The sequence below is a fragment of the Salinarimonas soli genome (assembly GCF_008386575.1).
Taxonomy (GTDB): domain Bacteria; phylum Pseudomonadota; class Alphaproteobacteria; order Rhizobiales; family Beijerinckiaceae; genus Salinarimonas_A; species Salinarimonas_A soli.
This window is the reverse complement of the sequence record NZ_VUOA01000056.1, coordinates 19,642-44,514: the sequence shown is the minus strand read 5'-3', so window position 1 is coordinate 44,514 and position 24,873 is coordinate 19,642. Positions and strand designations below refer to the sequence as shown.

General features: G+C 70.5%; 20 protein-coding genes. 8 read left to right on the top strand and 12 right to left on the bottom strand.

The genetic code is table 11. The features are described 5' to 3' along the window. Positions 1 to 85 precede the first annotated feature (85 nt). On the bottom strand, positions 86 to 211 hold the full coding sequence (locus F0L46_RS27130; protein ID WP_276315624.1) for a hypothetical protein: 126 nt from the start codon (positions 209 to 211) through the stop codon (positions 86 to 88). A 150-nt stretch (positions 212 to 361) separates the two neighbouring features. Between F0L46_RS27130 and F0L46_RS24845 the strand changes: the two genes are divergently transcribed. Then, positions 362 to 1,192 (top strand): aminoglycoside phosphotransferase family protein, encoded by an 831-nt coding sequence (locus F0L46_RS24845; protein WP_149822308.1) that lies wholly within the window; start codon positions 362 to 364, stop codon positions 1,190 to 1,192. Between the two features lie 500 nt (positions 1,193 to 1,692). Here the strand turns inward: F0L46_RS24845 and gyrB are convergent, their stop codons facing one another. After that, entirely contained in the window at positions 1,693 to 4,137 is a 2,445-nt protein-coding gene (gene gyrB / locus F0L46_RS24840; protein WP_149822307.1) for a DNA topoisomerase (ATP-hydrolyzing) subunit B, read from the bottom strand. A 165-nt stretch (positions 4,138 to 4,302) separates the two neighbouring features. After that, positions 4,303 to 4,917, bottom strand: a complete 615-nt coding sequence (locus tag F0L46_RS24835; protein ID WP_149822306.1) for a LysE family translocator — start codon at positions 4,915 to 4,917, stop codon at positions 4,303 to 4,305. A 216-nt stretch (positions 4,918 to 5,133) separates the two neighbouring features. Here F0L46_RS24835 and F0L46_RS24830 point away from each other — a divergent pair, with 216 nt between their 5' ends. Further along, positions 5,134 to 6,303, top strand: coding sequence for a DUF898 family protein (locus tag F0L46_RS24830; protein ID WP_149822318.1), 1,170 nt, complete (start codon positions 5,134 to 5,136; stop codon positions 6,301 to 6,303). Further along, complete coding sequence (locus F0L46_RS24825) at positions 6,300 to 7,388, top strand: M48 family metallopeptidase (RefSeq protein WP_149822305.1); 1,089 nt, start codon at positions 6,300 to 6,302, stop codon at positions 7,386 to 7,388. Before F0L46_RS24830 ends, F0L46_RS24825 begins: the two co-directional genes overlap by 4 nt. 235 nt (positions 7,389 to 7,623) lie before the next feature. Here F0L46_RS24825 and recF read toward each other — a convergent pair whose 3' ends face one another. From recF to F0L46_RS24785, 8 genes are all read right to left on the bottom strand, one after another. Continuing rightward, positions 7,624 to 8,769, bottom strand: a complete 1,146-nt coding sequence (gene recF / locus F0L46_RS24820) for a DNA replication/repair protein RecF (RefSeq protein WP_149822304.1) — start codon at positions 8,767 to 8,769, stop codon at positions 7,624 to 7,626. A gap of 13 nt (positions 8,770 to 8,782) precedes the next feature. Beyond that, positions 8,783 to 9,904, bottom strand: a complete 1,122-nt coding sequence (gene dnaN, locus F0L46_RS24815; RefSeq protein WP_149822303.1) for a DNA polymerase III subunit beta — start codon at positions 9,902 to 9,904, stop codon at positions 8,783 to 8,785. Positions 9,905 to 10,219: 315 nt separating this feature from the next. Continuing rightward, the gene (dnaA, locus tag F0L46_RS24810) at positions 10,220 to 11,713 is read right to left on the bottom strand and encodes a chromosomal replication initiator protein DnaA (protein WP_149822317.1); all 1,494 of its coding nucleotides are present in this window, start codon (positions 11,711 to 11,713) and stop codon (positions 10,220 to 10,222) included. A gap of 798 nt (positions 11,714 to 12,511) precedes the next feature. Then, entirely contained in the window at positions 12,512 to 12,778 is a 267-nt protein-coding gene (rpsT, locus tag F0L46_RS24805; RefSeq protein ID WP_149822302.1) for a 30S ribosomal protein S20, read from the bottom strand. Between the two features lie 203 nt (positions 12,779 to 12,981). Further along, positions 12,982 to 13,401, bottom strand: coding sequence for a CoA-binding protein (locus F0L46_RS24800; protein WP_149822301.1), 420 nt, complete (start codon positions 13,399 to 13,401; stop codon positions 12,982 to 12,984). A gap of 36 nt (positions 13,402 to 13,437) precedes the next feature. Continuing rightward, entirely contained in the window at positions 13,438 to 16,986 is a 3,549-nt protein-coding gene (locus tag F0L46_RS24795; RefSeq protein ID WP_149822300.1) for an error-prone DNA polymerase, read from the bottom strand. Between the two features lie 235 nt (positions 16,987 to 17,221). Then, the gene (locus F0L46_RS24790) at positions 17,222 to 18,724 is read right to left on the bottom strand and encodes a Y-family DNA polymerase (RefSeq protein ID WP_149822299.1); all 1,503 of its coding nucleotides are present in this window, start codon (positions 18,722 to 18,724) and stop codon (positions 17,222 to 17,224) included. Beyond that, entirely contained in the window at positions 18,642 to 19,373 is a 732-nt protein-coding gene (locus tag F0L46_RS24785; RefSeq protein ID WP_149822298.1) for an ImuA family protein, read from the bottom strand. Before F0L46_RS24785 ends, F0L46_RS24790 begins: the two co-directional genes overlap by 83 nt. A 358-nt stretch (positions 19,374 to 19,731) precedes the next feature. On the opposite strand from F0L46_RS24785, the gene F0L46_RS24780 reads away from it, so the two are divergent. The 3 genes from F0L46_RS24780 to F0L46_RS24770 all read left to right on the top strand — a co-directional run bounded on the left by F0L46_RS24780 (position 19,732) and on the right by F0L46_RS24770 (position 21,586). Beyond that, positions 19,732 to 20,466: a helix-turn-helix transcriptional regulator gene (locus tag F0L46_RS24780; RefSeq protein ID WP_149822297.1), complete on the top strand. Its 735-nt coding sequence runs from the start codon at positions 19,732 to 19,734 to the stop codon at positions 20,464 to 20,466. A gap of 173 nt (positions 20,467 to 20,639) precedes the next feature. Further along, positions 20,640 to 21,299, top strand: a complete 660-nt coding sequence (locus F0L46_RS24775) for an acyl-homoserine-lactone synthase (protein ID WP_188312139.1) — start codon at positions 20,640 to 20,642, stop codon at positions 21,297 to 21,299. Positions 21,300 to 21,355: 56 nt separating this feature from the next. Next, the gene (locus F0L46_RS24770; protein WP_149822295.1) at positions 21,356 to 21,586 is read left to right on the top strand and encodes a hypothetical protein; all 231 of its coding nucleotides are present in this window, start codon (positions 21,356 to 21,358) and stop codon (positions 21,584 to 21,586) included. Between the two features lie 244 nt (positions 21,587 to 21,830). Here the strand turns inward: F0L46_RS24770 and ctrA are convergent, their stop codons facing one another. Continuing rightward, entirely contained in the window at positions 21,831 to 22,532 is a 702-nt protein-coding gene (ctrA, locus tag F0L46_RS24765; RefSeq protein ID WP_149822294.1) for a response regulator transcription factor CtrA, read from the bottom strand. A gap of 340 nt (positions 22,533 to 22,872) precedes the next feature. Here ctrA and fliI point away from each other — a divergent pair, with 340 nt between their 5' ends. Both fliI and fliJ read left to right on the top strand, forming a co-directional pair. Next, the gene (fliI, locus tag F0L46_RS24760) at positions 22,873 to 24,213 is read left to right on the top strand and encodes a flagellar protein export ATPase FliI (protein WP_149822293.1); all 1,341 of its coding nucleotides are present in this window, start codon (positions 22,873 to 22,875) and stop codon (positions 24,211 to 24,213) included. 226 nt (positions 24,214 to 24,439) lie between these two features. After that, a complete protein-coding gene (gene fliJ, locus F0L46_RS24755) occupies positions 24,440 to 24,853 on the top strand; it encodes a flagellar export protein FliJ (RefSeq protein ID WP_149822292.1) in 414 nt (137 codons plus the stop codon). The last annotated feature ends 20 nt before the right edge of the window (positions 24,854 to 24,873 follow it).

Below are 24,873 nucleotides of genomic sequence, written 5' to 3'. Positions count from 1 at the left end.
CTCGGGCATGGTCGACGCCCCACTCGTAGACGGTTCGGACCACGACCTGGCCTGGGACGGGCTGCGGCGGCCTGAGCAGGGCATGTCACGTTGTGCCCTGGCTGCGGACCAGCCGATGCGCCGCTAGGGCGGCGGCAGCCCTCTCCGCCGGATGGTCAGACCCGAGCATGCCGAGAATGCGGATGAGCTTGGTGAGATGGCCGGAGTTCATGGGCGCTCTCCCTGGTTCGTAGGGGGCTCATCTAGGCGGGCCGGTGCTGGCCCGCATCCACACCGGACCGCATGACAGGACAGAGGCCAGGCCCCTTGCTCACGCCCTCAAGCGTGATATCCGGTAAGAAAGGCATCGCTCTACGGCCGAATGTCTCACGACGCCGTCTCCGCCGAGCCCTTCGCCCAGCATCTTGTCCGCTGGCATCTCACCCCGGACGGCCTGGCCATAACGACACAAAGCAGCCGCCTCCTTCCCGTTCTGGCGAGAGGTCGTCCAGCCATGCTGAAGGTGGCGATCTCGCCCGAGGAGCGGGCCGGCGCGGCACTCATGGCCTGGTGGAACGGCGACGGTGCCGCAAGTGTCCTTGCTCATGAGGGCGAGGCCATCCTGCTGGAGCGTGCCAAAGGCGGCCGCTCCCTGCTCGCCCTGGCAATGGGCAACCAGGATGATGATGCAAGCCGGATCGCCTGTCGGGTGGCGGCACGCCTGCATACGCCCAGGGACCGCCCCCTCCCGGACCTGGTACCGCTCGACATCTGGTTCGCCGAACTTTGGCCCGCGGCCGCGCGCCATGGCGGCGTCCTGGGGAGATGTGCCGAGGCTGCCCGAACGCTCCTCGCTTCGCCCCGCGAGGTCGGCGTGCTGCACGGCGACATGCACCACGGTAACGTGCTCGATTTCGGGGAAGGCCGGGGCTGGCTCGCCATCGATCCCAAGGGGCTTCGGGGCGAGCAAACCTACGACTTCGCCAGCCTCCTGTGCAACCCGGAGCTCCCGTCGACGCGGGATCCCGTCCGCCTCGTCCGACAGGCGGCCATCATTTCGGAGGCTGCCCGCCTTGACCGTGAACGCTTGCTTCTATGGGCGCTCGCCTACGCCGGCTTATCGGCGGTATGGGACACGGACGACGAGAACCCGACGGACGCCGACCTACGCATGCCCCGCGTGCTCGCGAATTTGCTTGGGCACCAGGTATGACACAGGGCGACCCCGCCGGCGCTCGCGGGTGATGTCGGGCGAAGCAAGGATCGGATGCCGGATCCAACGCCTCGGGCGTTGTGGATTACGGGGACGAGATCTGGGTACGGGCGTGGGTACGCAGATCAAATCCGCTCCACGCTAAGTGCCTGATTTTCATCAGGATTATAAAACGAGAGAGGACCTGGTGGAGCTGAGGGGAAGCTCCGCTGGGCTGGTGCAAGGCACCTGCCACTCAAGGAGCAGGCATCACCCCCTCGATGAACCCCAGCGGAGATCGACGTACTCGGGCCAAGGTCGAGCCCTTACCTGCCTTACAATGCAGGCGCTCGACTGGCGGGCTCGATCAGCCCCGCCGTGCGTTACTGACAGGCCCGGTCACGAAAAGTCTGAGCCTTGCACTCTTGGTTCTGCGCGCGAGAGTCCACCTTCTGTGACAATCGACTCCAACTACTCGCGCGTAGAGTCCAACTTATCTGGTAAATCACACGACGCAGTCCTCACACATCCAAGTTCGCCACGCTCAGCGCATTGTCCTGAATGAACTCCCGCCGCGGCTCCACCACGTCGCCCATGAGCTTGACGAAGAGGTCGTCGGCGTCGGTGGTGTCCTTCACCTTGACCTGGAGGAGGGAGCGGTTGTCGCGGTCCAGCGTCGTTTCCCAGAGCTGGTCGGGGTTCATCTCGCCCAAGCCCTTGTAGCGCTGGAGGGTGAGGCCCTTGCGGCCGAAGGCGGTGACGGCGTCGAACAGGGCCACGGGGCCGAAGATGGTGGTCTCGTCGCCCCGGCGCACGAGGTGGGCCGGCTTGTCGTAGACCTCCTGGAGGGGGCTCGCGTGCTCGTCGAGGCGACGGGCCTCCTGGCTCGCGAGCAGCGAGGCGTCGAGGATCGCCGCCTGGCGCACGCCCCGCACCGTGCGGGTGAAGACGTAGCCGCCCTCGCGCACCTCGCCCGTCCAGCCGCGCTCGGTCTCCTCGGCGATGACGTCGAGGCGGCGCGCCACCTCGTCGGCGGTCGCCTGGGCCTGCGCCTCGTCGGCCACGAGATCGGGGCGAAGCGCGCCGGCGATCGCGGCCTGCTCCACCACGGCGCGGTCGTAGCGGCTGTGGAGGCCGCCGAGCAGGCCGCGGATGGCGCGGGCCTCCTCGACGAGCTTCTTCAGCTGCTCGGAGCCGAACTCGGTGCCGGTGGCAAGCCGCAGGGCGGCGCTGTCCGTGCCGGTCTCGATGAGGAAATCCTCCAAGGCCCGCTCGTCCTTGGCGTAGAGCGAGGTCTTGCCCCGGGTCACCTTGTAGAGGGGCGGCTGGGCGATGAAGAGGTGGCCGCGGTCGATCAGCTCCGGCATCTGCCGGAAGAAGAAGGTCAGCAGCAGGGTGCGGATGTGGGCGCCGTCGACGTCCGCGTCCGTCATGATGATGATCTTGTGGTAGCGCAGCTTGTCCGGGTTGAAGGCGTGCGAGCCCTCCCGGCCGATGCCGGCGCCGAGCGCCGTGATCAGCGTGCCGATCTCCTGGGAGGACAGCATCTTGTCGAGGCGCGCGCGCTCCACGTTGAGGATCTTTCCGCGCAAGGGCAGCACGGCCTGGAACTCGCGGGCGCGGCCCTGCTTCGCCGAGCCGCCGGCGGAGTCGCCCTCCACCAGGAACAGCTCGGCCTTGGCCGGGTCGCGCTCCTGGCAATCGGCGAGCTTGCCGGGCAGGGAGTTGACGCCGAGCGCGTCCTTTCGGGTCATCTCGCGGGCCTTGCGCGCCGCCTCGCGGGCAGCCGCCGCCATGGCGACCTTGCCCACGATCACCTTGGCCTCCGCCGGGTGCTCCTCGAGCCAGGTCGAGAGCGCCTCGTTGACCACGTTCTCGACGGCCGGGCGCACCTCGGAGGAGACGAGCTTGTCCTTCGTCTGCGAGGAGAACTTCGGGTCGGGCACCTTCACGGAGACGACGGCGGTGAGGCCCTCGCGGCAATCGTCGCCGGTGAGCGACACCTTCTCCTTCTTCGTCAGGCCCGAGCTGTCGGCATAGCCCGTGACCTGGCGCGTCAGCGCGCCGCGAAAGCCCGCCATATGCGTGCCGCCGTCGCGCTGGGGGATGTTGTTCGTGAAGCAGAGCACGGTCTCGTGGTAGGAATCGTTCCACCACAGGGCCACCTCGACGCCGATGCCGTCCTTCTCGGCGCGCAGCATGATCGGCTTTTGCACCAGCGGCGTCTTGGCCCGGTCGAGATAGCGCACGAAGGCCTCCGTGCCGCCCTCGTACATGAGCTCCTCGCGCTTCACGTCGGCGTGGCGCGCGTCGGTGAGGATGATGCGAACCCCTGAGTTCAGGAAGGCGAGCTCGCGCAGCCGGTGCTCCAGGGTGGCGTAGTCGAACTCCACCATGGTGAAGGTCTCAGGGGAGGGGAGGAAGGTCACCTCCGTGCCCCGCCGGCCCGGCGCCTCGGCCACCACCGCGAGCGGCGCCACGGGCACGCCGTGGCGGAACTCCATCATGTGCTCCCGGCCGTCGCGCCAGATGCGCAGGCGCAGGAACGAGGACAGCGCGTTCACCACCGACACGCCCACGCCGTGCAGGCCGCCCGAGACCTTGTAGGCGTTGCCGCTCTCGGCCGTGTTGTTGAACTTTCCCCCTGCGTGCAGCTGGGTCATGATGACCTCGGCCGCCGAGACGCCCTCCTCCGGGTGGATGCCCGTGGGGATGCCGCGCCCGTTGTCGCCCACCGTGCAGGAGCCGTCGGCGTTGAGCGTGACGATCACCTCGGTGGCGTGGCCGGCGAGCGCCTCGTCGATCGAGTTGTCGACGACCTCGTACACCATGTGGTGCAGGCCCGAGCCGTCGTCCGTGTCGCCGATATACATGCCCGGACGCTTGCGGACCGCGTCGAGGCCCTTGAGGACCTTAATGGACTCGGCGTCGTAGGCATGTTCGTTCTTGCGGGCAGGTTCGGCCATGTCGGGGTCCTTCGTGGCGCGCATCGCACGCGCGCGGGGCGCCAAGCGCCATGATTCGTCAACGTTCTATGTAAGCACTGGACGCCGGGATTTCACCCTCGCGCGTGGACGCGCGCGCGGATTTCTCAAATTAATCCAAGGCCGTGCCGGTTGGGTCACGCGCGCCTAGCGCGTCGCCATCGCGACCGCGGCGCCGGCCATCACGGCGCCCGTCGCACGGTTCACGGCACGGATGGCGCCGGGGCTCGTGAACAGGTGGCGGGCGCGGGCCGCGAGCGCCATGTAGGCGCCGAACACCAGGCCGAGCACGCCGAGCGTCACCGCCACGAGCTCGGCGTAGCCCAGAGGCGTCACCCGGGCGAGATCGAGCAGGGTGGGCAGCAGCGCGAGGTAGAACACCACGACCTTCGGATTGCCGAGCGTCACGGCGAGGCCCGCGATGAAGAGGGTCACGGGGTGCTCGCGCCGGGTGTCGGCCGCGATCTCCCGCGCCGCCGCGGGCGCCGTCCAGAGCCGCCAGCCGAGATACAGGAGATAGGCGCAGCCCGCATACTTGATGGCGAGGAACAGGCCGTGGAAGGCTTGGGCCAGGGCGGCGAGGCCAAGGATCGCCACGGTGAGCCACACCACGTCGCCCACCGCGACCCCCGCCGCGAAGGCGAAGGCCCCTTGCGTCCCCCGGCCGAGAACCCGCGCCACGATGGCCGCGATCCCCGGTCCCGGCGAGGCGGCCGCGATCAGGAGGGCGGTGGCGAAGACGATGAGGCCGGCTGGGTCCATAGGGGGGCTCCGGGAGACGGACCGCTTATAGCCCAGTCGGCGGCGGACTTCACGCGAGAAGGCGCCGAGACGCCGTCGTCGCGGCCTGCGATCGCGCATCGGCGAGCCCGATGCCGGTGCGTCAACCCTAGCGTCAAGACATCTCGCGCCCAGGATGGACGGCCAAGCTTCCCCGCCATAGGATTGTGCAATCCAGGAGAGAGCGCCGTGAACCACATGCCCGCCGTGCCGCCGCCGATCGATGCCGCCGCGGCGTTCCGGAACGAGCGGGGCGCGTTCTTCAGGATCCTGATCCGCGGCGCCCTGTTGCAGCTGCCGACCTTCGGCTTCTATCGCTTCTGGCTCCTGACCGAAATGCGGCGCCACCTGTGGTCCCGCACGAGCCTCGGCGGCGTGCCGTTCGCCTATACGGGGCAGCCCAGGGAGCTGCTGGTGGGCTTCCTCGTCGCGACAGCTCTGCTCGTGCCGGCCTACGTGGCCTATGCGATCGTAGGCCTGGTGGCGGAAGCCTGGCAGGCCTTCGCAAGCGTGCCGCTCTTCCTCGTCTTCTGGTTCTTCGGCCATTTCGCGCTCTATCGCGCCCGCGCCTACAAGGTCTCGCGAACGCAGTTTCGCGGCCTGCGCTTCTGGATGGACGGATCGGGGCTCGCCTATGCGGTTCGCGCCATCCTGTGGGACGTCGCCGTCGTCGCGAGCCTCGGGCTCGCCTATCCCTGGCGCGCTGCGAGCCTCGAGCGCTACAAGATGGCGCATACCTCCTTCGGCACGCTGAAGGGCGGCTTCACGGGCACGGGCGCGAACCTTTTCCGGCGCGGTGCGGTCTATTGGCTCGTCGGGCTCGCGGCGGTGGGTCTTGCCGCGGCGCTCGCCTTCGCGACCGCCGAACAACCCTCCGCGGCGCTTCCCGCCGGCGCGGGCGTGGCGGTTCTGGCGGCCATGGTGCTTTATCCGCTCCTGATGGGCGTGCATCTTCGCTGGCAGGTGGAGGGCACGCGGTTCGGAGCCCTTCGCTTCGAGAGCCGGTTGACCGCAGGCGGCGTGTTCTGGATCTACCTCAAGGCGGCCCTGATCATCCAAGGCTTCCTCATCGCGGCCGGCATCGTGCTCGGGATCACGGTCGCGGTGCTCGGCGACACGCCGAAGGATCAGTTCACCCCCGGCCTCGTCCTAGGCTTCGCGGTCATCGCGCTGGTCTACCTCGCCATGCTTCTGGGCTTCGGCGTCCTCAAGCGCTTCTATGTCGACCGGGGGGTCTGGCAGGCGGTGGCCGACACCACGACCGCCTCGGGGGTCGGCGTCCTCGACACGGCAGCGGCTGCGGGGGCGCCCGCCGGCAGCGTCGGCGCGGGCCTCGCCGACGCCCTCGACCTGTCGGGCGGGCTATGACGCAAGCCGGTCGCGGGGCTTGTTATGACGGCCGCACGGCCCGCCGTCGCGACGTCGCGATCCTCTTGGAGCCCGGGGGCCTTCGCGCCGTCGAGGAGGGGGAGGAGGTGCTCCTCTGGCCCTATGAGGCGATCCGCCGGGAGGAGACCACCGGGGACGGGCTGACCATCGGCAGCGTGGACGACGCTCTGGCGCGGATCGAGATCGCGGATGCGGGGCTCGCGGCGGAGATCGCCCGGCGCTGCCCGCGCCTTCACGCCCGCGCGGACGCGGACCGGGCACCCGTCGGCCGCATCCTCCTCTGGTCGGCCGCCGCGGCGGCGTCCATCCTCGTCACGGTCGTCTATCTCGTCCCGCTCGCGGCAGGTTACGCCGCGGCCCTCGTCCCGCCCGCGATGGAGCGTCGGCTCGGCGACGCCGTGGAGGGCAGGGTGCGGGCGCTGCTCGGCGGCGGCGGCACGGTCTGCGCCGACGAGATGGGCCTGCGGGCCCTGGACCGGCTCGCCGAGCAGCTGGCGAGGGCCGCGAACCTGCCCGAGCCGCCCCGGATCGTGGTGCTGCCCGCCCGGACGCGCAACGCCGTCGCGCTGCCCGGCGGGCGAATCGTCCTCCTCGACGGCATGCTGCAGGAGGCGAGGACGCCCGACGAGGTCGCCGGGGTGTTGGCCCACGAGATCGGGCACGTGGCGCACCGGGACGGGCTCAAGCGGATGATCCAGGTAGGCGGCACGGGCTACCTGCTCGGCCTCCTGTTCGGCGATGTCGGAGGTGCGGGCGTGCTCGTCGCGCTCGGCCAGACCCTCGTGGACACCTCGTATAGCCGCGGGGTCGAGGCGGAGGCGGACGCCTATGCGGCACGCCTGCTCGCAGGGCTCGGGCGCCCGGCGATCCCGCTCGGCGACCTGATGGCCCGGATGGAGGGGGAGGAGGGCGGCGGGCCCGCCTTCCTGCGCACCCACCCGGGCGGCACCCTGCGCCGTGACGCCCTGCGCGGCGGGCCGAACCCGACCGACGGCGCGCCCCTCCTCACCCCGGAGGAATGGGCCGCCCTGCGCCGGATCTGCGCCAGCACGCGGCAGGCGTGAGTGGCTGGCAGGACGGAGGGCCCACCCTCCCACCTCGTACTGAGAGGCTGGCTCATAAGTATGGCCTACCCTTCACCCTCGTCCTGAGGTGCCCGCCGGAGGCGGGCCTCGAAGGGCGCTCCAGGGATCCCCGGAGGGCTGTGGGAGCGTGGTGCGTGCTTCGAGACGCGCTCTTCGAGCGCTCCTCAGCATGAGGGGGAAGGGAGCGTCGTTCCCGGCCAGTCTCTCAGACAGCTTAAAGCCGCGCCACGGCGCCCGGCGTGACCTGGAGGAGGTCGGCGGCGTCGCCGAGCTCGGCGAACAGCGCCGGGTCGGCGCCCGTCATCCAGACCTGGCCGCCGAGCCGGGCGAGCGTCTCGAAGAGGGCGGCGCGCCGGCGGGGATCGAGATGGGCCGCGACCTCGTCGAGGAGGACGAGGGGGGCAAGGCCCGTCATGGCGGAGACGAGGCGCGCATGGGCCAACACCAGGCCGATGAGCAGCGCCTTCTGCTCCCCCGTGGAGGCGGTGTCGGCGGGGATGTCCTTGGGGCCGTGGCGGACCACGAGGTCGGAGGCCTGCGGGCCCACGAGGGTGCGGCCCGCCGCCCGGTCCCGGGCGCGGCTCTCGCGCAGGATCGCGCGGTAGCGGTCCTCGGCATCGACGGCGGCAAGCGAGGCGACGAGCTCGTCGAGCTCTCCCTGGAGCGCGATGCGGGCGAAGGGGAAGGGCGAGGCGTCGTCGCGGGTGGCGTCGACGAGGACCCGCAGGCGCTCCACCGTCTCGCGCCGGGCGGCGGCCACCGCGACGCCGAGCTCCGCCACCTCCCGCTCGATGGAATCGAGCCAAAGGTCGTCGGAGAAATCGTCCTCCAGCACCCGGTTGCGCGAGCGCAGGGCCCGATCCAGGGCGTTCACCCGCGCGCCGTGCTCGGCGTCGACCGCGAGCACGAGGCGGTCGAGGAAACGGCGGCGGTCGCCCGCAGGACCGCGAAACAGGGCGTCGAGATCGGGGGTGAGCCAGACCACGCGCAGGTATTCGGCGAAGGCGGCCGGCGAGGAGGCGCCGGCCCCGTCGATGCGGCAGATCCGGCTCGTGCGCCCCTCGGGCGTCGGCGGCACCAGCCCCGTGCCGAGGCGATGCTCGCCGAAGGCGCCCTCCAGGGAGACCGAGACCGCGAAGGCGCCGTTGCGGTCGCGGGCCATGTCGGCGAGGTCGGCGCGGCGCAGGCCCCGGCCCGGCGTGAAGAGGGAGAGGGCCTCGAGCAGGTTCGTCTTGCCCGCGCCGTTCTCGCCCACCAACGCCACGACGCCTGCCCCCGTCGCGAGGTCGAGGGTGCGATAGGAGCGGAAATCCTGCAGGACGAGCCGGACGATGCGGGGGCCGTTGGCGCCTTCGGGCAAGGGGCGGTCCGCGTCACACCCGCATGGGCATCAGGACGTAGAGGGCGGGCGCGCCCTCCCGGTCCTGGATCAGCGTCGGGGAGCCGGGATCGGCGAGCATGAAGGTGGCGGTGTCGCCGTCGAGCTGGTTCGTGATGTCGAGGAGGTAGCGCGCGTTGAAGCCGATATCGAGGCCGCTCGCCTCGTAATCGACCTCCAGCTCCTCCGTGGCGCTGCCCGAATCCGGGTTGTTGACGGAGAGCGTCATGCGCCCCTCGGTCACGGCGAGCTTCACGGCCCGCCCGCGCTCCGACGAGATGGTGGAGACGCGGTCCACCGCCTTGGCGAACACGTCCCGGTCGACGACGAGGCGCTTGTCGTTGCCCGTGGGGATCACGCGCTGGTAGTCGGGGAAGGTGCCGTCGATGAGCTTCGAGGTGAGCACCACGCCCGCGAAGGTGAGGCGCACCTTGGCGGAGGAGAGCTCCACGCGGACCTCCTCGGCGCCGTCGTCGACGAGCTTCTGGATCTCGGCCACGGCCTTGCGGGGCACGATGACGCCGGGCATGCCGAGCGCGCCTTGCGGCGCGGGCAGCTCGACGCGGGCGAGGCGGTGCCCGTCGGTCGCGACCGCCCGCAGGAGCCCGCCGCTCCCGCCGCCGTCCACCGCGTGCAGGAAGATGCCGTTGAGATAGTAGCGCGTCTCCTCGGTGGAGATCGCGAACTGGGTCTTGTCGATGAGGCGCTTGAGGTCGCCCGCCGGCAGGGTGAAGGCGTGGGGCATCTCGCCCGCGGCGAGATCGGGGAAGTCGGTCTCGGGCAGTGCCTGGAGCATGAAGCGCGAGCGGCCCGCGCGGATCTGCATCTGCGCGCCGTCGGCGCTCGTCTCGAGGGAGATCTGGGATCCGTCCGCGAGCTTGCGCACGATGTCGTAGATCACGTGGGCCGGGACCGTGGTGGCGCCGGGCTGGGGCACGTCGGCCGCAACCGTCTCGGTCACCTCCATGTCGAGGTCGGTGGCCTTGAGGCCGAGGCCCGAGGCGTCGGCGCGCAGCAGCACGTTGGAGAGGATCGGGATCGTGTTGCGCCGCTCGACGACGCGATGCACGTGGCCGAGCGCCTTCAGCAGGGCGGCTCGCTCGACTGTCACTCTCATGGGTCGGTCCGGACGTGAATTAGAGGTCAAAGGGCATGCCGGCGGGATGCTCGCCGCGTTCTGGACCGGGTCCGGTCGGGGCCGAGCACCGCTTCTGGCGGGCCCGGCACTTTGGCGGGTGCGCCGCCGGAACGCAAGGCCGCGGATGAGTTCCCCTGAGCCTTGTGGGGAGGGGGCAGGGGTGGGGTCGGAAAGTCGGAGCTGGAGATCGGAAGGGGGAGCACGCACGCGCGTACAGCCCTTTTCGGGACCGGGACCTCTCGCGTCCCGACCCCCACCCCCGGCCCCTCCCCGCAAGGGGGAGGGGAGTGGACTTCAATCCTGCAGCATGCGCTTGAGGAGCTCGACCTCCTCGGAGAGCGCGTTGTCCTCGCCCAGCGCCTTCTCGATCTTGCGCACCGCGTGGAGCACGGTGGTGTGGTCGCGTCCGCCGAAGCGGCGGCCGATCTCAGGCAGCGAGCGCAGGGTGAGCACCTTGGACAGGTACATCGCGATCTGGCGCGGGCGCACCACGGCGGCCGTGCGGCGCTCGGAGAGGATGTCGGAGCGCGAGACGTTGTAGCGCGAGGCGACGAGCTTCTGGATGTCCTCGATCTTGACGCGCTTGGGCTCGCGGTTGCGCACGAGGTCGCGGATGGCGCTCTCGGCGGTCTCCAGGGTCACGGGGGCGCCCGTCAGCGTGGCATGCGCCAAGAGGCGGTTCACGGCGCCCTCCAGGTCGCGCCCGTTGGCGGTGACCGAGCGGGCCACGTACGAGACGACAGCGGGGCTCACCTCGAAGGTCGGGTGGGCGGCCTGCACGGCCTGGATGCGGGTGGTGAGGATCGAGACCCGCAGCTGCTCGTCGAGGGCGCCGACCTCCACCACGAGGCCGCCGGCGAGCCGCGAGCGCACGCGCTCGTCGAGGCTCTCCAGCTCCGCCGGGGGGCGGTCGGCCGCCACGACGACCTGGCGGCCTGCGTCGATGAGGGCGTTGAGGGTGTGCCCGAACTCCTGCTGGATCGTGCGGCCCTGGATGAACTGAACGTCGTCGACCACGAGCAGGTCGATGCCCCGCAGGCGCTCCTTGAAGGTGTGGGCGGTCTGCGCCTTCAGGGAGGCGACGAAACCGTACATGAAGCGATCGGCGGTGAGATAGATGGCGCGGCGGCCCGCCTCGCGCACCTCGTGGCCGATGGCGTGCAGCAGGTGGGTCTTGCCCAGGCCGACGCCCGCGTGGAGATAGAGCGGGTTGTAGAGGGCGCCGCCCTCGTTGCGGGCGATGCGCTCGGCGGCGGCGAGCGCCAGCGCGTTGGAGCGGCCGCTCACGAAGGTGCGGAAGGTGAGGCGGGTGTCGAGCGGGGCGCCGGAGAGGTCGCCGGGCTCGCGGTCGGCATCGGCGGGGCGCTGGAGAAGCGCCGCGGCCGCCATGGGCTCGGGCCGGGCGGGCGCGCCCTCGTCGGCCTTGCGGGCGGGGGAGGTGGCGGGCTCGCGAGGGCCGGCGCCGCGCACGCCGAGGCCGATGCGCTCCACCGAGGCATCCTCGGCGCGGTAGATGGAGAGCACGCGGTCGACGTAGTGCGCCTCGATCCAGCTCTTGAGGAAGCGCGTCGGCACCGTGAGGCGCGCGCAGCCGTCGGCCACGGCGTCGATCTCGAGACGGGCGAACCAGCTCGTATAGACGTCCTCGCCGAGCTCGGCCCGCAGGCGCCGCTTCACGCGCGCCCAGGTGTCCACCTGTCCCTGCCGCTCGGCTCCCGACCCGATCCCGTCCGCCCCCGACAGTCCCGCGCCATTCTGGCCTTCGCTCACGTCGCCGCCTCGATACATACTCAACACCTCCGCCGCTCCTGCACACGCGCCGCTCGAAACCTGTGGATCGGCTCTGCCCCCAGGGCCTCCCAGGTCCCGGAGGGATCGCCCCCAGGTCGACACAATAGTCCACCGTCATCGGCTCAGGCCGATGTTGTTGCCGTCGTCTTGTCTGTGATCTCCGAAATCGTCAGCGTGGTAGAAGCGATGATTAAAAGATCATCCTCACGCTACGGCAGAGCCCGCCTTTTTTTGTAGTTCATCGCAACGTCGATATACACCGCCCAATCCCCGTGAAGGAGGCCAACACGCTCGATCGTCTTAGGATGACTTCGCGGCGGGGCCGTCGAAGTGGAGTGACCTTACACAGGGCCTGTGGGTGGCGCAACCGAAACGAGTCGCCGCGCCGTGACCGGAGCGGTCCCGATCGCCTGCCACGGAAGCGCCGCAAACCAGTAAGCCACTGCCGGTCTTAACATTTTGAACACCCCGCCATCGGCCCCGAAATCGCGACTCAAAACGCCGAGCCAAGCGAGACCGTTCCGCGATTCCGGAGCGCTCCGGCCAAGATTCTGAGGGGCCCAAATCCTTTGGGGCTTAACCCCATGATTTCAAAGGAGTTTGGCTGCGCGGTCGCAGGCGCGCGGGTGCCGGTTTTCACCCGGCAAAAGAGGTGTTGAGTCAACGGGAACGAAAGGAAAACGATCAAGCTGGAGGGAATGCGTGGCAGGCCGGTGACTCACCTCCGGCGGCCCTAGACACGACAAAGCCCGGCACGAGGCCGGGCTTGCGTATCGTCGAACCTGGAGGGGTCGATCAGGCGTTGAGCGCCTTCACCCGCACCGCGAGGCGCGAAACCTTCCGCGACGCCGTGTTCTTGTGGACGATGCCCTTCTGGGCCGCCCGCATGATCTCCGGCTCGGCGGCGCGCAGCGCCTCGGCGGCCTCGGTGCCGTTGCCGGCGGTGAGCGCCTCCTCGACCTTGCGCAGGAAGGTGCGCATGCGCGAGCGGCGCATCTTGTTGACCTCGGTCCGGCGCGCGATCTTGCGCGTCATCTTCTTGGCCGACCTGGTGTTGGCCATGGCTAAACCCTCGCTTCCATAATGCCGCCCCGGCGAGCCCCGGAGGGGCTGGCGCGCGAGGGGATCGGCCGTGTTGTTGCTGAACCCGTGAGTCCTCCGGCCATGCCGGTGCAGACCCGTGAGCGCGGGCTTATAGCCGCGACCGCGTGGGGCGTCAACGGATTTGCGGCGGCTCCCGCGCCGATCCCAGGGTGACCCTGGGCTCAGCCCATCAGCCGGCGGTGATCGACGCTGATGCAGCGCTCCGCCACCACGGCGAGCCCCGCCGCGACGGCCCTGCGGACGGCGTCCGGGTGGCCGACGCCGAGCTGGAGCCAGAGCGCGGGCGCGCCCGCCGCGACCGCCTCCTCCACGAGGGCCGGCACCGCGTCGGGGCGGCGAAACACGTCGACGATGTCGACGGGCTCTTGGATCGCGGCGAGCGAGGCCCGGAACGGCTCGCCCGCAAGGCTCCGCCCCATGAGCGTGGGGTTGACGGGGATGACCCGGTAGCCTGCGCGGGCGAGATAGAGGCTGATGCCGTGGCTCGGGCGGCCGGGATCCGTGCTTGCGCCCACCACCGCGATGGTGCGGGTGCGGGACAGGAGATCGCGGATGGCGCCGGCATCGTCGAGAAGGGGCATGCCCGACAAAGCCGGGGCTTTGGTGCGGGTTCCGCCTCAGCGGAAATCCCGCGTGCGCACCTTGAGGCTGTCGATGTGGAGATCGGGGATGTAGATCTCCCGCGCCTTGCGGCCCAAGCCCCCGCGCGGGTCGGCGCCGGTGCCGCCCCGCGCCTCGTCCCCCCGGCCATGGGACAGGGGGAAGGCGTCGTTGCGGTCGCCGACCCCTCGCAGGAGGTCCGACAGGTCGGCGAGGTCGTGGGCGACGAGGTGGATCACCTCGCCCTCGCGCTGCACCCGGCCCCGCACGCCCATCATGGCGGCCGAGAGGATCAGGCGCCGCCGGCGCTCGAACAGTTGCGGCCAGACGATGACGTTGGCGATATCGGTCTCGTCCTCCAGGGTGATGAACATCACGCCCTTGGCCGAGCCCGGCTTCTGGCGCACGAGGACGAGCCCCGCCACCGTGATCCAGCGCCCGTCCCGGGTGGCGGCGAGATCCTGGCAGGGGCGCATGCGCTGCCGGGCGAGGTCGCCGCGCAGGAAGGCGAGGGGATGGGCCCTGAGGCTCAGGCCTTGAGCCCGGTAGTCCTCCACCACCTCCCGCCCCGGGGTCATGGGGGTGAGGGCCACGGCGGGCTCGTCGAGCTCGGGGAGGATCGCGGCCTCCCGCGCGTCCGCCGCCTCGAACAGGGGCAGGGGCGCACCCGACAGCCCCCGGATCGCCCACAGGGCGTCGCGCCGGGACAGCCCGAGCGAGCCGAAGGCGTCCGCGTCGGCGAGCCGCTCCAGGGCCGCGACGGGCAGCCCCGTACGCCGCTTGAGCGCCTCGATCGAGTCGAAGGGCTCTCCGGGCCGGTGGTGATCGTGCCCGTCGGGCGATCGCTGGCTTGTGCCGTCGCGCGGCGAGGCATGCGCCTCGCCGACCCCCCTCTGCCCCTGCGGGGCATCTCCCCCGCAAGGGGGGAGAGGGGCGTGCCCGTCTCGACCATGATCCAAGGGGTGATGCGACGGGTGCCGGTGATCCCTCTCCCCCCTTGCGGGGGAGAGATGGAGAGGGGGGTGCGGCGCGACAGCGCCGCCACGGCCCGGCCAGGAACGCGCCCGCTCGTCCTGTGGCGCCGATGCCGGCGCATCGCCGGGAGGGCTTGCCCCCCGCACCGCCACGAGCCGCGCCCCGTCCGCGTTGGCGAGCCCCTTGGCCATGCGAAGGCCGAGGCGCACGGCGAGCAGGCGGCCGCCCGTCTCCTCCAGGGTGCAGTCCCAGCGGGACTGGTTCACGTCGATCGCGCGGATCTCGACCCCGTGGGCGCAGGCGTCGCGCACGATCTGGGCGGGAGCGTAGAAGCCCATGGGCTGGGCATTGAGGAGCGCGCAGCAGAACACGTCCGGATGGTGGCACTTCATCCAGGAGGAGGCATAGGCGATCTTGGCGAAGCTCGCCGCGTGGCTTTCGGGGAAGCCGTAGGAACCGAAGCCCTCGAGCTGGCGGAAGGTGCGCTCGGCGAAATCCGGCGGGTAGCCGTTGCTGATCATGCCGGCGACGAGCTTGTCCCGGAACCGGTTGACCCCGCCCGTGAACTTGAAGGTGGCCATGGAGCGGCGCAACTCGTCGGCCTCCGTCGCCGTGAAGCCCGCCGCCACGATCGCCACCTTCATGGCCTGCTCCTGGAAGAGCGGCACGCCGAGCGTTCGCCCGAGCACCGCCTCCAGCTCGGGCTTCGGGTAGGTCACCTGCTCCCGGCCCTCCCGGCGGCGCAGATAGGGGTGCACCATGTCGCCCTGGATAGGCCCGGGCCGCACGATCGCCACCTGGATCGTGAGGTCGTACAGGTTCCTCGGCTTCATGCGGGGCAGCATGGCCATCTGGGCGCGGGACTCGATCTGAAAGGTGCCCAGCGTGTCGGCGCGCCGGATCATCCGGTAGGTGGGCTCGTCGTCGATGGGGATGGTGGCGAGGTCGTGCCGGATGCCGCGATGTGCCTCCAGGAGATCGAAGGCCCGGCGCATGCAGCCGAGCATCCCCAATCCCAGCACGTCGACCTTCATGAACTTGAGGCTGTCGATGTCGTCCTTGTCCCATTCGATCACCTGGCGGTCGGCCATGGAGGCGGGCTCGATGGGCACGAGCTCGTCGAGGCGATCCTGGGTCAGCACGAAGCCGCCGGGATGCTGGGAGAGGTGGCGCGGGGTGCCGATGAGCTCGCGGGCGAGCTGAAGCGTCAATTGGAGCCGACGGTCGTTCAGGTTGAGGTTGAGGGATTTTGCCTCGCGCTCGCCCACCCCCTCCGTCGACCAGCCCCAGACCAGGCCCGAGAGCGCCGCCGTCACGTCCTCGGGCAGGCCCATCACCTTGCCCACCTCGCGCACGGCGCCCCGCGAGCGGTAGCGGATCACGGTGGCGCAGAGCGCGGCGCGGTGGCGGCCGTAGGTGTCGTAGACCCACTGGATCACCTCCTCGCGCCGCTCGTGCTCGAAGTCGACGTCGATGTCGGGGGGCTCGTTGCGGGCCTCCGAGACGAAGCGCTCGAAGAGCAGGCCCTGCTCCACGGGATCGATGGAGGTGATCCCGAGGCAATAGCAGACGATGGAATTGGCCGCCGAGCCCCGGCCCTGGCACAGGATCTCCCGCGAGCGGGCGAAGCGCACGATGGCGTGGACGGTGAGGAAATAGGAGGCGTAGTCGAGGCGGCGGATGAGCTCCAGCTCGTGGCGCAGCTGCGCCATCACGCGCTCCGGCACGCCTTGCGGATAGCGCTCGCGCGCGCCCTCCAGGGACAGGCGCTCCAGGGTGTCCATGGCGCTGAGCCCGGGCTCGGCCACCTCCTGCGGATATTGGTAGCGCAGCTCGTCGAGGGAGAAGCGGCAGCGGGCGACGATCTCGCCCGTGCGGCGGATGGCGTCGGGATGGCGGGCAAAGAGACGCTCCATCTCGGCGGGAGCTTTCAGGAAGCGGTCGGCGAAGCGCTCGCGGCGAAAGCCCGCGTCGTCGATGGTGCAGCCCTCGCGGATGCAGGTGACCACGTCCTGGAGCATGCGCCGCTCCGCCGCGTGATAGAGCACGTCGTTCGTGGCGACGCCCGGCACCCGGGCCGCGCGAGCCATCTCGTCGATCGCGTGCAGCCGGGCGGCGTCGTTCTGGCGGAAGCGCCGGGTGAGCGCGCAATAGGCCCGGTCGCCGAAAGCCTCGCGCAGGTGGGCGAGCTCGCGGGGCAGGGCCTCGCCGATGCGGCCCGGCACGAGAACCGCGATCATACCCTCGCCCCAGGCCGCCACGTCCGCCAGGCCGAGCCGGCAGGCGCCCTTGCCGGCCCGCGCCTTGCCAAGGCTCAGCAGGCGGGTGAGCCGGCCATAGGAGGCCCGGTCGGTGGGATAGACGAGGAGCGGCGCCCCGTCCTCGATGTCGAGGCGCGCGCCCGCCACGAGGCGCACCCCCGTGGCACGCGCGGCCTCGTGGGCCCGCACCAGCCCCGCCACCGAGCCCCGGTCGACGACGCCGAGCGCCGTGATGCCGAGGGCGGCGGCAGCGGCGAACAGCTCGTCGGGCGAGGACGCGCCGCGCAGGAACGAGAAGTGGGTGGTGACCTGAAGCTCGGCGTAGGTCATGGGGGACCCCGCCTCTTCCCGCGGGCGGGGAGAGGGCTCCGGCTGCGGACCGGCAGCCGGAGCGAGCGAACCGAAGGTGAGCGGGGGTGAGGGGGTCTATCCGGGCGAACCTCTCCTTGAGACGCCTCCTCACCCTCGGGCTGCCGCCTTCGCCTCGGCCCCCGGTGAGGGGGGCCTCGGCCCTCTCCCCTCACGGCGGGGAGAGGAGCGCCGCCACGTCCGATCGCGCGCGCCCTCATCCGAACAGCCCGTGCAGGAACCAGCGCCCGCCCTGGTCGGAGGGGGCGTCGCGGAAGATCCAGTAGCGCTGGCCGCGCTCGTCCTCGACCCGGTAATAGTCGCGAAACGACGAGGCCTCGTCGGCCGAGCGCCACCATTCGCCGAGCACCCGCTCGGGCCCGTCGGAGCACACCACCTTGCGGCGCAGGGATCGCCAGGTGAAGGCGGCAGGCGGGTTGTCGGGCAGGAGCGCCGTGACCCGGACGGGCTCGGGCGGATCGATGAGGCGCACCGGCCGCCCGAGCCCGCCGGGCCAGCCCGTGCCGGTGGGAGGCGCGAGGGGCGCCACGCGGGTAACCGAGCGCTCAGGGATGTCGCTCTCGACGGGAGCCTGGCGATAGACCCGCGCCGGGCCGAGCCGCGCCGCCAGGACGTCGACCAGGGGGCCGAGATCGAGGGGAGCGTCGGCCTCGTCGATCCCGCGCACGCCCAATTGCCCCGGCGGCAGCGGCTCGACGCGGGTGGCCGCGAGCACCGCCTCCTCGATGCCGAAGCCCGGATCGACCTCCTCCAGGCGGTCGGTCAGCAGGCGGGCCAGATGCGCCAGATCCCGGCTCGGGCGCGCCGTGGCGACGCGCACGGCCCGCGTGCCCCCATCGACGCGGCCGAAGACGAGGTCGAGCCGGCGGACGCCGAGCTCCCGCGCCTCCAGGTCGCGGCACAGATCGGCGCACAGCCGCGCGGTGACGCGGGCCAGGGTCTCGGGCGCGCCGATGGGCTCGGGGAAGGCGATCCGCCGACGGATCGTCTCGGGGGGGACCAGGGGGGCAATGGGCTCGGGAACATGGCCCAAGGCCTGGTCGAGGCGCCGGCACAGGTCGAGGCCGAGCCGCCGCGACAGGGGCGCGCCGGGCAGGGCGAGCACCTCGCCGATCCGCTCGATCCCGAGGCGCCGCAGGGCGTCCACAATGTCTGGGGGCAGGCGCAGGGCCGCCACGGGCAGGGGCTCCAGCACGCCCGGCAGGTCCCAGGGGTCGGCCCGGCGCACGCGCCCGAAGCGGGCGAGCGCCCAGGCCGCGCCCGGCGTGTCGGCGATCGCGGCGCGGGCCGCGATCCCGGCCCGGCCGAAGCGGTCCACGAGGTCGTCGAGGAGGGCATCCTCCCCGCCGACGAGATGGGCCGCGCCCGTCACGTCGATCCAGATCCCGTCGGGGGGATCGGCCGCCACGACGGGTGCGTAGCGCAGGCACCAGGCGGCAAGCCGCGTCAGCTCCGCGCCCTCCGCCTCCGGGGACGCCTCGGCCACGTGCAGGTCCGGCACCAGGGCCTGGGCATGGGCGACCGTAAGGCCGGGGCGTAGCCCCAAGGCGGCCGCGGCCGCGTCGACGCCCACGAGGACGCGGCGCGACCCCTCCCGGCGGGCGGTGACGAGGGGCTCAGCCGGCGGCGGCGCGGCGGCGTTCCGGCGCACGCGGTCGGTCGGCCAGGTCGGGAGGTGGAGCGAGACGACCCTGGGCATCGGGACCGCTCAGGATCCAGGCGCGCGGGTCGGCCCCGCGGCAGCGCAGGAGCTCGACCCGCCAGCGCGCCCGTCCCAGGCCCGGAATGGACGCCTCCCCCGAGGGAGCGGGCGCGATGCGCCAGCGGGTGAGCACGGCGTTGGGCTCGGGCTCGGCGCGGGTCCGGCGCACCGCGAAGGCGGGCACGCCGGAGTCTTCCGCGGCCAGCAGCAGGCGGCGGGAGGCGGTGAGGCCGAGCCGGCCCGTCTCGCCCACCACGCCCGCGAGCCCCGCATGGCGCAGGCCCTCCTCCATGGCGGCGAGCACCTGCGCCTCCCGCAGGGTTTCGGCATAGAGGACGCGGTCGGGATGGAGGCCGACGCAGGCGAGCGCCGGCGCGAAGAGGTCGCGGCGCGCGAGGCACCACAGGACCGGGCCCGGGCGCCGGGCCAGGAAGGCGGCCACGAACAAAGCCGCCAGAGCCCCATGCTCGCCCTCCTCCATGATCTCGTGCAGCCCGCCGAGCGCCAGGCCGCCGCCCGGCAGGTGCGCGTCGAGGGCCGGAACCCCGAACGGCAGGACGCCCGCGCGCCCCGCCTTCCGTTGTCCCAGGCCGTCGATGCGCTGGCGCAGATCCGCCAGCAGACGCTCGCGCCCGGCATGTGCCATGCCTTGCCTAACATGTGTGCCCTGTTGTTTGTTCCTATTTTGTTCTAATCAGGAGCGGAGTCAATGGAGCTTGGCCGCAAGCCGAGCGGTCTGGTGAAAACGGGGATAACGGCTCGCGCCCCGGCCCGCCGCACCGGTCGGGCCATGCCCGAACGGAGCCGCGTCGACCAACCTATGTGAACGAGGTAAGTTTGATTCACTTCTATGACATGAATAGACAAAGGGTGGGGCTTTCGCCGTCCTCCCCAAGTGGTATGCAATTGGTGAGGCGGCGGTCGCCGTCGTCGTGGGGGCTGTCGTCGAGTCCGGTCTCAATCCTTGGGGATCGATCCGGGTGCGCCGCTTGGGGACTGACTGCATGTTGAACATCCGTGCTCAGGCATTCGAATTGATCGATCGCCTCGCGGAGCTTCCAAGCGAGGTGTCGCTCGCCGCCGAGCTGAGGCGGGCGGGCGATCTGTTCGGATTCGACAATTTCTTCATGACCGGCCTGCCCGCGCGTCCCGACGAGCGGCTCGAGAAATACGCGATGGTGTCCGGGTGGCCCGACGAGTGGCTCTCGCGCTACACCGATTACGGCTACGTTCACGTCGATCCCGTGATCCGCAAGATCCGCGCCACGACCATGCCCTTCATGTGGGACGAGGCGCCCTACGACCGGGACGACCACGCGGCGGCGCGGGTGATGAGCGAGTCCCCCGATTTCGGCCTCGTGGTCGGCATGACCGTCCCCATCCACACCGTGAAGGGCTTCACGGCGGGCGTCTGCTTCAGCTCCCGCCATCGCCTTCATTGGAACGGAGAGACCCGGGCGGCCCTCCATCTGATCGCGATCTACGCCCATGCCCGGGCCGTGGAGCTCATCGAGGCCAGGACGGACGCTCCCTCCAAGCCGCCCGTCCGCCTCTCGGCCCGCGAGGTCGAGTGCCTGCGCTGGACCGCCGCCGGAAAGACCGCCTGGGAGATTTCCGTCATTTTACGGTTGTCCGAGCACACGGTGACAGGCTATCTTCAATCAGCGGCTGTAAAGCTCGGAGCCGTGAATCGCATCCAGGCTGTGGCCGAAGCTATCCGGCACCGCCACATCATCTGAAGTCCCGTCAATCCTTGCGGCTGTTTCTGGATTGACTCTCTTCCCGGTTGCGACATTCGGGCGATACGCAGCCTGAAAGTCCCGTTTACGAAGACGCAACCCCCAAAATCAGGGGAATGGCCCCCCTCCCGTCGTCGCGACAGATTTCTCCCGTCGCACGTGAGGGGGAAGTCATGTTGCTACTTATTGATTGCCACAATCATCACCGTCACGGGGCTCTTCTGGAGAAGGCCTACCGGTTCCGGCATCGGCATTTCGTCGATCGTCTGAAGTGGGAGGCCCTGCGCAAGCCCGACGGGCGCGAGATCGACCAGTTCGACGGGCCCGACTGCGTTCACGTGATCGGCGTCGAGAACGACGAGGTCGCGTCCTATGTCCGGCTCCTGCCGACCACGCGCCCGCATCTGCAAAGCCACGTCTATCCCGAGATCCTCCAGGGCGCGCAGGCGCCGACGGGCCCCGGCATCTACGAATGGACGCGCGGATCGGTCGACCCGAACAAGCGCGACGGGTCGACGGGGATCGACCGCACCACCGCGGGCTTCTGGCTCGGCGTCGCCGAGGCGGCCGAGCATCTGGGGCTCGACGGCCTGCTCGTGCAGTCCCACCCCATGATGATGGGCCGCATCCTCGAGCTCGGCTGGCAGGTCAAGCCGCTGGCCCTGCCCACCACGTATGACGGCGCGCCCATCGTCTCCTACTACGCCGGCATGAGCCCGAAGACCCTGCCGAAGCTGCGCGCCACCTTCGGCATCAGCCACCCGCTGCTGGTGATCGAGGACCGGGCTCCCGCGGCGCCCGGCGCTCCCACCAGGCCCCGCTACCCGTCCTGATCCACCGCGCGACCGGCCGGCGGACCAGACGAACCGATCACACGGAACCACCTACGATGAACATCATCGCCGAAACCGACGACCGATCGACCATGGAGGTCGAGTTCGAGCGCCTTCTGGTCACCTTCAAGGATCACCTCTCGCCGGAGGCGCGCGGGAACATCCTCGGCTTCCTGCATCTGGCCGGCGACCTGCCCATCAAGACGGATCTGAGCCTCAACGCCGAGGGGCAGGTCGTGCTCGTCTTCTCCGTGGACGGCGAGCCGGCGCGCGCCGCCGAGCCCTGACGGACCTGGGCGCGCCGGCGTCCCTCCTGGATCGAATCGACCTCCCGCGGGCCTCCGCGGGGGGACGTTCGCATGCGCGGGAGCGAGGTGCGCCCCACACCGCCTGCTGGCGCAGGCCTGAGATGCCGCGCCGAAGGCGCTCCCCCCGTGACCCGGGCAGCGTACGGAACGGCGCTCCAGACGCGCGAAAGCCCCGCCTTGGGCGGGGCCTCCGGGTGGTCCGACGGGCCGGGGAGGGCTCGGATCAGACGGCGATACGCTCGTCGGCGTCGTTCGGCTCGCGCAGCACGTAGCCGCGGCCCCAGACGGTCTCGATGTAGTTCTTGCCGTTCGAGGCGTTCGCGAGCTTCTTGCGCAGCTTGCAGATGAACACGTCGATGATCTTCAGCTCCGGCTCGTCCATGCCGCCGTAGAGATGGTTCAGGAACATCTCCTTGGTGAGCGTGGTGCCCTTGCGCAGGCTGAGGAGCTCCAGCATCTGGTACTCCTTGCCCGTGAGGTGCACCCGGGCGGTCGAGACCTCGACGGTCTTGGTGTCGAGGTTGACCACGAGGTCCCCCGTGGTGATGACCGACTGGGCGTGGCCCTTGGAGCGGCGCACGATGGCGTGGATGCGCGCCACCAGCTCGTCCTTGTGGAAGGGCTTGGTGAGGTAGTCGTCCGCGCCGAAGCCCAGACCCTTCACCTTGTCCTCGATGCCCGCCAGGCCCGACAGGATCAGGATGGGCGTCTTCACCTTGGCGACCCGCAGGGAGCGGAGAACCTCGTAGCCCGACATGTCGGGCAGGTTCAGGTCGAGCAGGATGATGTCGTAATCGTAAAGCTTGCCGAGATCGACGCCCTCCTCACCGAGGTCGGTCGTGTACACGTTGAAATTCTCGGACTTGAGCATCAGCTCGATGCTTTGCGCTGTTGCGCTGTCGTCCTCGATGAGAAGTACGCGCATTTCAGGTCCCCAGCCCCTTAGATGGTGCGGGCAAAACCGCACCGCTCGTCCGCGACGGGATCGCCCCGGACGCTCTTGCCCATTCGACTCGCAACGTTAACGACCAATGGTTAACAAACCCTGATTCCAGCGCGCAAGCGGACAAACCCGCAGCTTTCGCCGCCGGGGAAATCGTGCTGGCATGCAGGAGGAATTGGAGCGCCATCCGGCTCGAACTTGCGTGTTAGAATTTCGGTTCAAGCGACTCTCGCGACTCGCTTCCTGATCTTTTTCCGTGACGGATCCAGACCCCGGCCGATGCAGTCTTAACGAGACCGGTAAACGAAAGGTTGATGCTTTCATGCCACACGAGAATTCGCCGAGCCGGCTCGCCGCAGCGCTCGCCGCGCTCGACGGCGTCGACCCGTTCGACGTCTACGGGCGGGTGGCGGCGGTGCGGGGCCTTCTCGTCGAGGTGGCGGGGCCCGTGGCCGCCATGCGGCTCGGCGGGCGCCTCGACATCGAGGTGGAGCGCGGCAGCCTCGTGCCCTGCGAGGTGATCGGGTTCTCGGGCGAGCGGGCGCTCGCCATGCCGTTCGGCGTGCTCGACGGCGTGCGGCGCGGCTGCGCAGCCCATGTCCGGGGGGAGGCGGGGGGCGTGCGCCCCGCGCAGGCCTGGCTCGGGCGCGTGGTCGACGCCCTCGGGCGGCCCATCGACGGCGCCGGGCCGCTGCCCCAGGGCCAGGCGCTCTATCCCTTCCGCGCCGATCCGCCCCCCGCCCATGCCCGCCGCCGCGTCGGCCCGCCGCTCGATCTCGGGATCCGCTCGCTCAACGCCTTCCTCACCATGTGCTCGGGGCAGCGCATGGGCATCTTCGCGGGCTCGGGCGTGGGCAAGTCGGTGCTGCTCTCCATGCTGGCCCGCTACACGGCGGCCGACGTGGCGGTGATCGGGCTCGTGGGCGAGCGCGGGCGCGAGGTGCAGGAATTCCTCCAGGACGATCTCGGCCCCGAGGGCCTCGCCCGCTCCGTGGTGGTGGTGGCGACCTCCGACGAGCCGGCCCTCATGCGCCGCAACGCCGCCTATCTCACCCTCTCGATCGCGGAATATTTCCGCGACCAGGGCCTGCAGGTCCTGTGCATGATCGATTCCATCACGCGCTTCGCGATGGCCCAGCGCGACATCGGCCTTGCCGCCGGCGAGCCGCCCACCGCCAAGGGCTACACGCCCACGGTCTTCAACGAGCTGCCGCGCCTTCTCGAGCGCGCGGGGCCGGGCACGGGGGAGGGGGCCATCACGGGGCTCTTCACGGTGCTCGTCGAGGGCGACGACCACAACGAGCCCGTGGCCGACGCCGTGCGCGGCATCCTCGACGGCCACGTGGTGATGGAGCGCGCGATCGCCGAGCGGGGGCGCTACCCCGCGATCAACGTGCTCAAATCCGTCTCGCGCACCATGCCGCGCTCCTGCGACCCGGCCTATTGGCCCGTGGTGCGCCGCGCCCGCCAAGTGCTCGCCACCTATTCGGACATGGAGGAGCTGATCCGGCTCGGCGCCTACCGCCAGGGCTCCTCGCCCGAGGTGGACGAGGCCATCGCCCTCATGCCCCAGCTCGACGCCTTCCTCGGGCAGGCCAAGGACGAGGCGACCCGGATCCCGGAGGCCTATGCGCGCCTCGCCCAGATCGTCGGCCCGGGCTGACGGCGCCGCGCGCCGCGACGGCTCACCTTGCGTGACGCGGGTGTAAGGAAGGATCAACCTCCATCGGTCATGGTGACACCATCCCACGGCGCCAGGCTTGCCGCGGGCCGGAATTTCCGGGCCACCCCCATCCGGGGTGCGGGCCTTCGTTCGGGAGCAGGCGGCAGCCGCAGCGGGTCCGACCCGTCGCCGGCGTGGGGTCGCGTGCGACGTGGAGTTGGTGTCGATGAAGTCGCGTGAAACGCTCATTCGCCTCAAGCGCTTCCAGGTGGACGAGAAGCGCCGGCGGGTCGCGCAGATCGAGATGATGATCGCCGATTTCGACCGCATGTCGGTCGACCTCGAGCGCGAGATCGCGCAGGAGGAGCAGAAGGCGGGCATCTCGGATCCGGCGCACTTCGCCTATCCGACCTATGCCAAGGCGGCGGCCACCCGCCGCGACAACCTCCGGCGCTCGGCGGACGACCTCAAGGTGCAGCTCGACGAGGCCAAGGCCGAGCTCGGCGAGGCCTTCGAGGAGCTCAAGAAGGTCGAGATCCTCGAGGACCGCGAGCGCACCACGGAGCGCACGGTCGCCAACGCCCGCGACCGCGCCGCCATGGACCAGATCGGGTTGAACCGGGCCCGGGTGAATTATTGAGCGCGGCTCCCCTCTTCCCT

Bases quoted from the DNA above. Each gene is read 5' to 3' on its own strand.
- dnaA (WP_149822317.1), bottom strand. From the start codon at position 11,713: ATGTATCGAGGCGGCGACGTGAGCGAAGGCCAGAATGGCGCGGGACTG.
- F0L46_RS24775 (WP_188312139.1), top strand. From the start codon at position 20,640: ATGTTGCTACTTATTGATTGCCACAATCATCACCGTCACGGGGCTCTT.
- F0L46_RS24780 (WP_149822297.1), top strand. From the start codon at position 19,732: ATGTTGAACATCCGTGCTCAGGCATTCGAATTGATCGATCGCCTCGCG.
- dnaN (WP_149822303.1), bottom strand. From the start codon at position 9,904: ATGAGAGTGACAGTCGAGCGAGCCGCCCTGCTGAAGGCGCTCGGCCAC.
- F0L46_RS24795 (WP_149822300.1), bottom strand. From the start codon at position 16,986: ATGACCTACGCCGAGCTTCAGGTCACCACCCACTTCTCGTTCCTGCGC.
- F0L46_RS24835 (WP_149822306.1), bottom strand. From the start codon at position 4,917: ATGGACCCAGCCGGCCTCATCGTCTTCGCCACCGCCCTCCTGATCGCG.
- F0L46_RS24800 (WP_149822301.1), bottom strand. From the start codon at position 13,401: ATGCCCCTTCTCGACGATGCCGGCGCCATCCGCGATCTCCTGTCCCGC.
- F0L46_RS24825 (WP_149822305.1), top strand. From the start codon at position 6,300: ATGACGCAAGCCGGTCGCGGGGCTTGTTATGACGGCCGCACGGCCCGC.
- F0L46_RS24830 (WP_149822318.1), top strand. From the start codon at position 5,134: ATGCCCGCCGTGCCGCCGCCGATCGATGCCGCCGCGGCGTTCCGGAAC.
- fliJ (WP_149822292.1), top strand. From the start codon at position 24,440: ATGAAGTCGCGTGAAACGCTCATTCGCCTCAAGCGCTTCCAGGTGGAC.
- ctrA (WP_149822294.1), bottom strand. From the start codon at position 22,532: ATGCGCGTACTTCTCATCGAGGACGACAGCGCAACAGCGCAAAGCATC.
- rpsT (WP_149822302.1), bottom strand. From the start codon at position 12,778: ATGGCCAACACCAGGTCGGCCAAGAAGATGACGCGCAAGATCGCGCGC.
- F0L46_RS24785 (WP_149822298.1), bottom strand. From the start codon at position 19,373: ATGGCACATGCCGGGCGCGAGCGTCTGCTGGCGGATCTGCGCCAGCGC.
- F0L46_RS24845 (WP_149822308.1), top strand. From the start codon at position 362: ATGTCTCACGACGCCGTCTCCGCCGAGCCCTTCGCCCAGCATCTTGTC.
- gyrB (WP_149822307.1), bottom strand. From the start codon at position 4,137: ATGGCCGAACCTGCCCGCAAGAACGAACATGCCTACGACGCCGAGTCC.
- F0L46_RS24770 (WP_149822295.1), top strand. From the start codon at position 21,356: ATGAACATCATCGCCGAAACCGACGACCGATCGACCATGGAGGTCGAG.
- F0L46_RS24790 (WP_149822299.1), bottom strand. From the start codon at position 18,724: ATGCCCAGGGTCGTCTCGCTCCACCTCCCGACCTGGCCGACCGACCGC.
- F0L46_RS27130 (WP_276315624.1), bottom strand. From the start codon at position 211: ATGAACTCCGGCCATCTCACCAAGCTCATCCGCATTCTCGGCATGCTC.
- fliI (WP_149822293.1), top strand. From the start codon at position 22,873: ATGCCACACGAGAATTCGCCGAGCCGGCTCGCCGCAGCGCTCGCCGCG.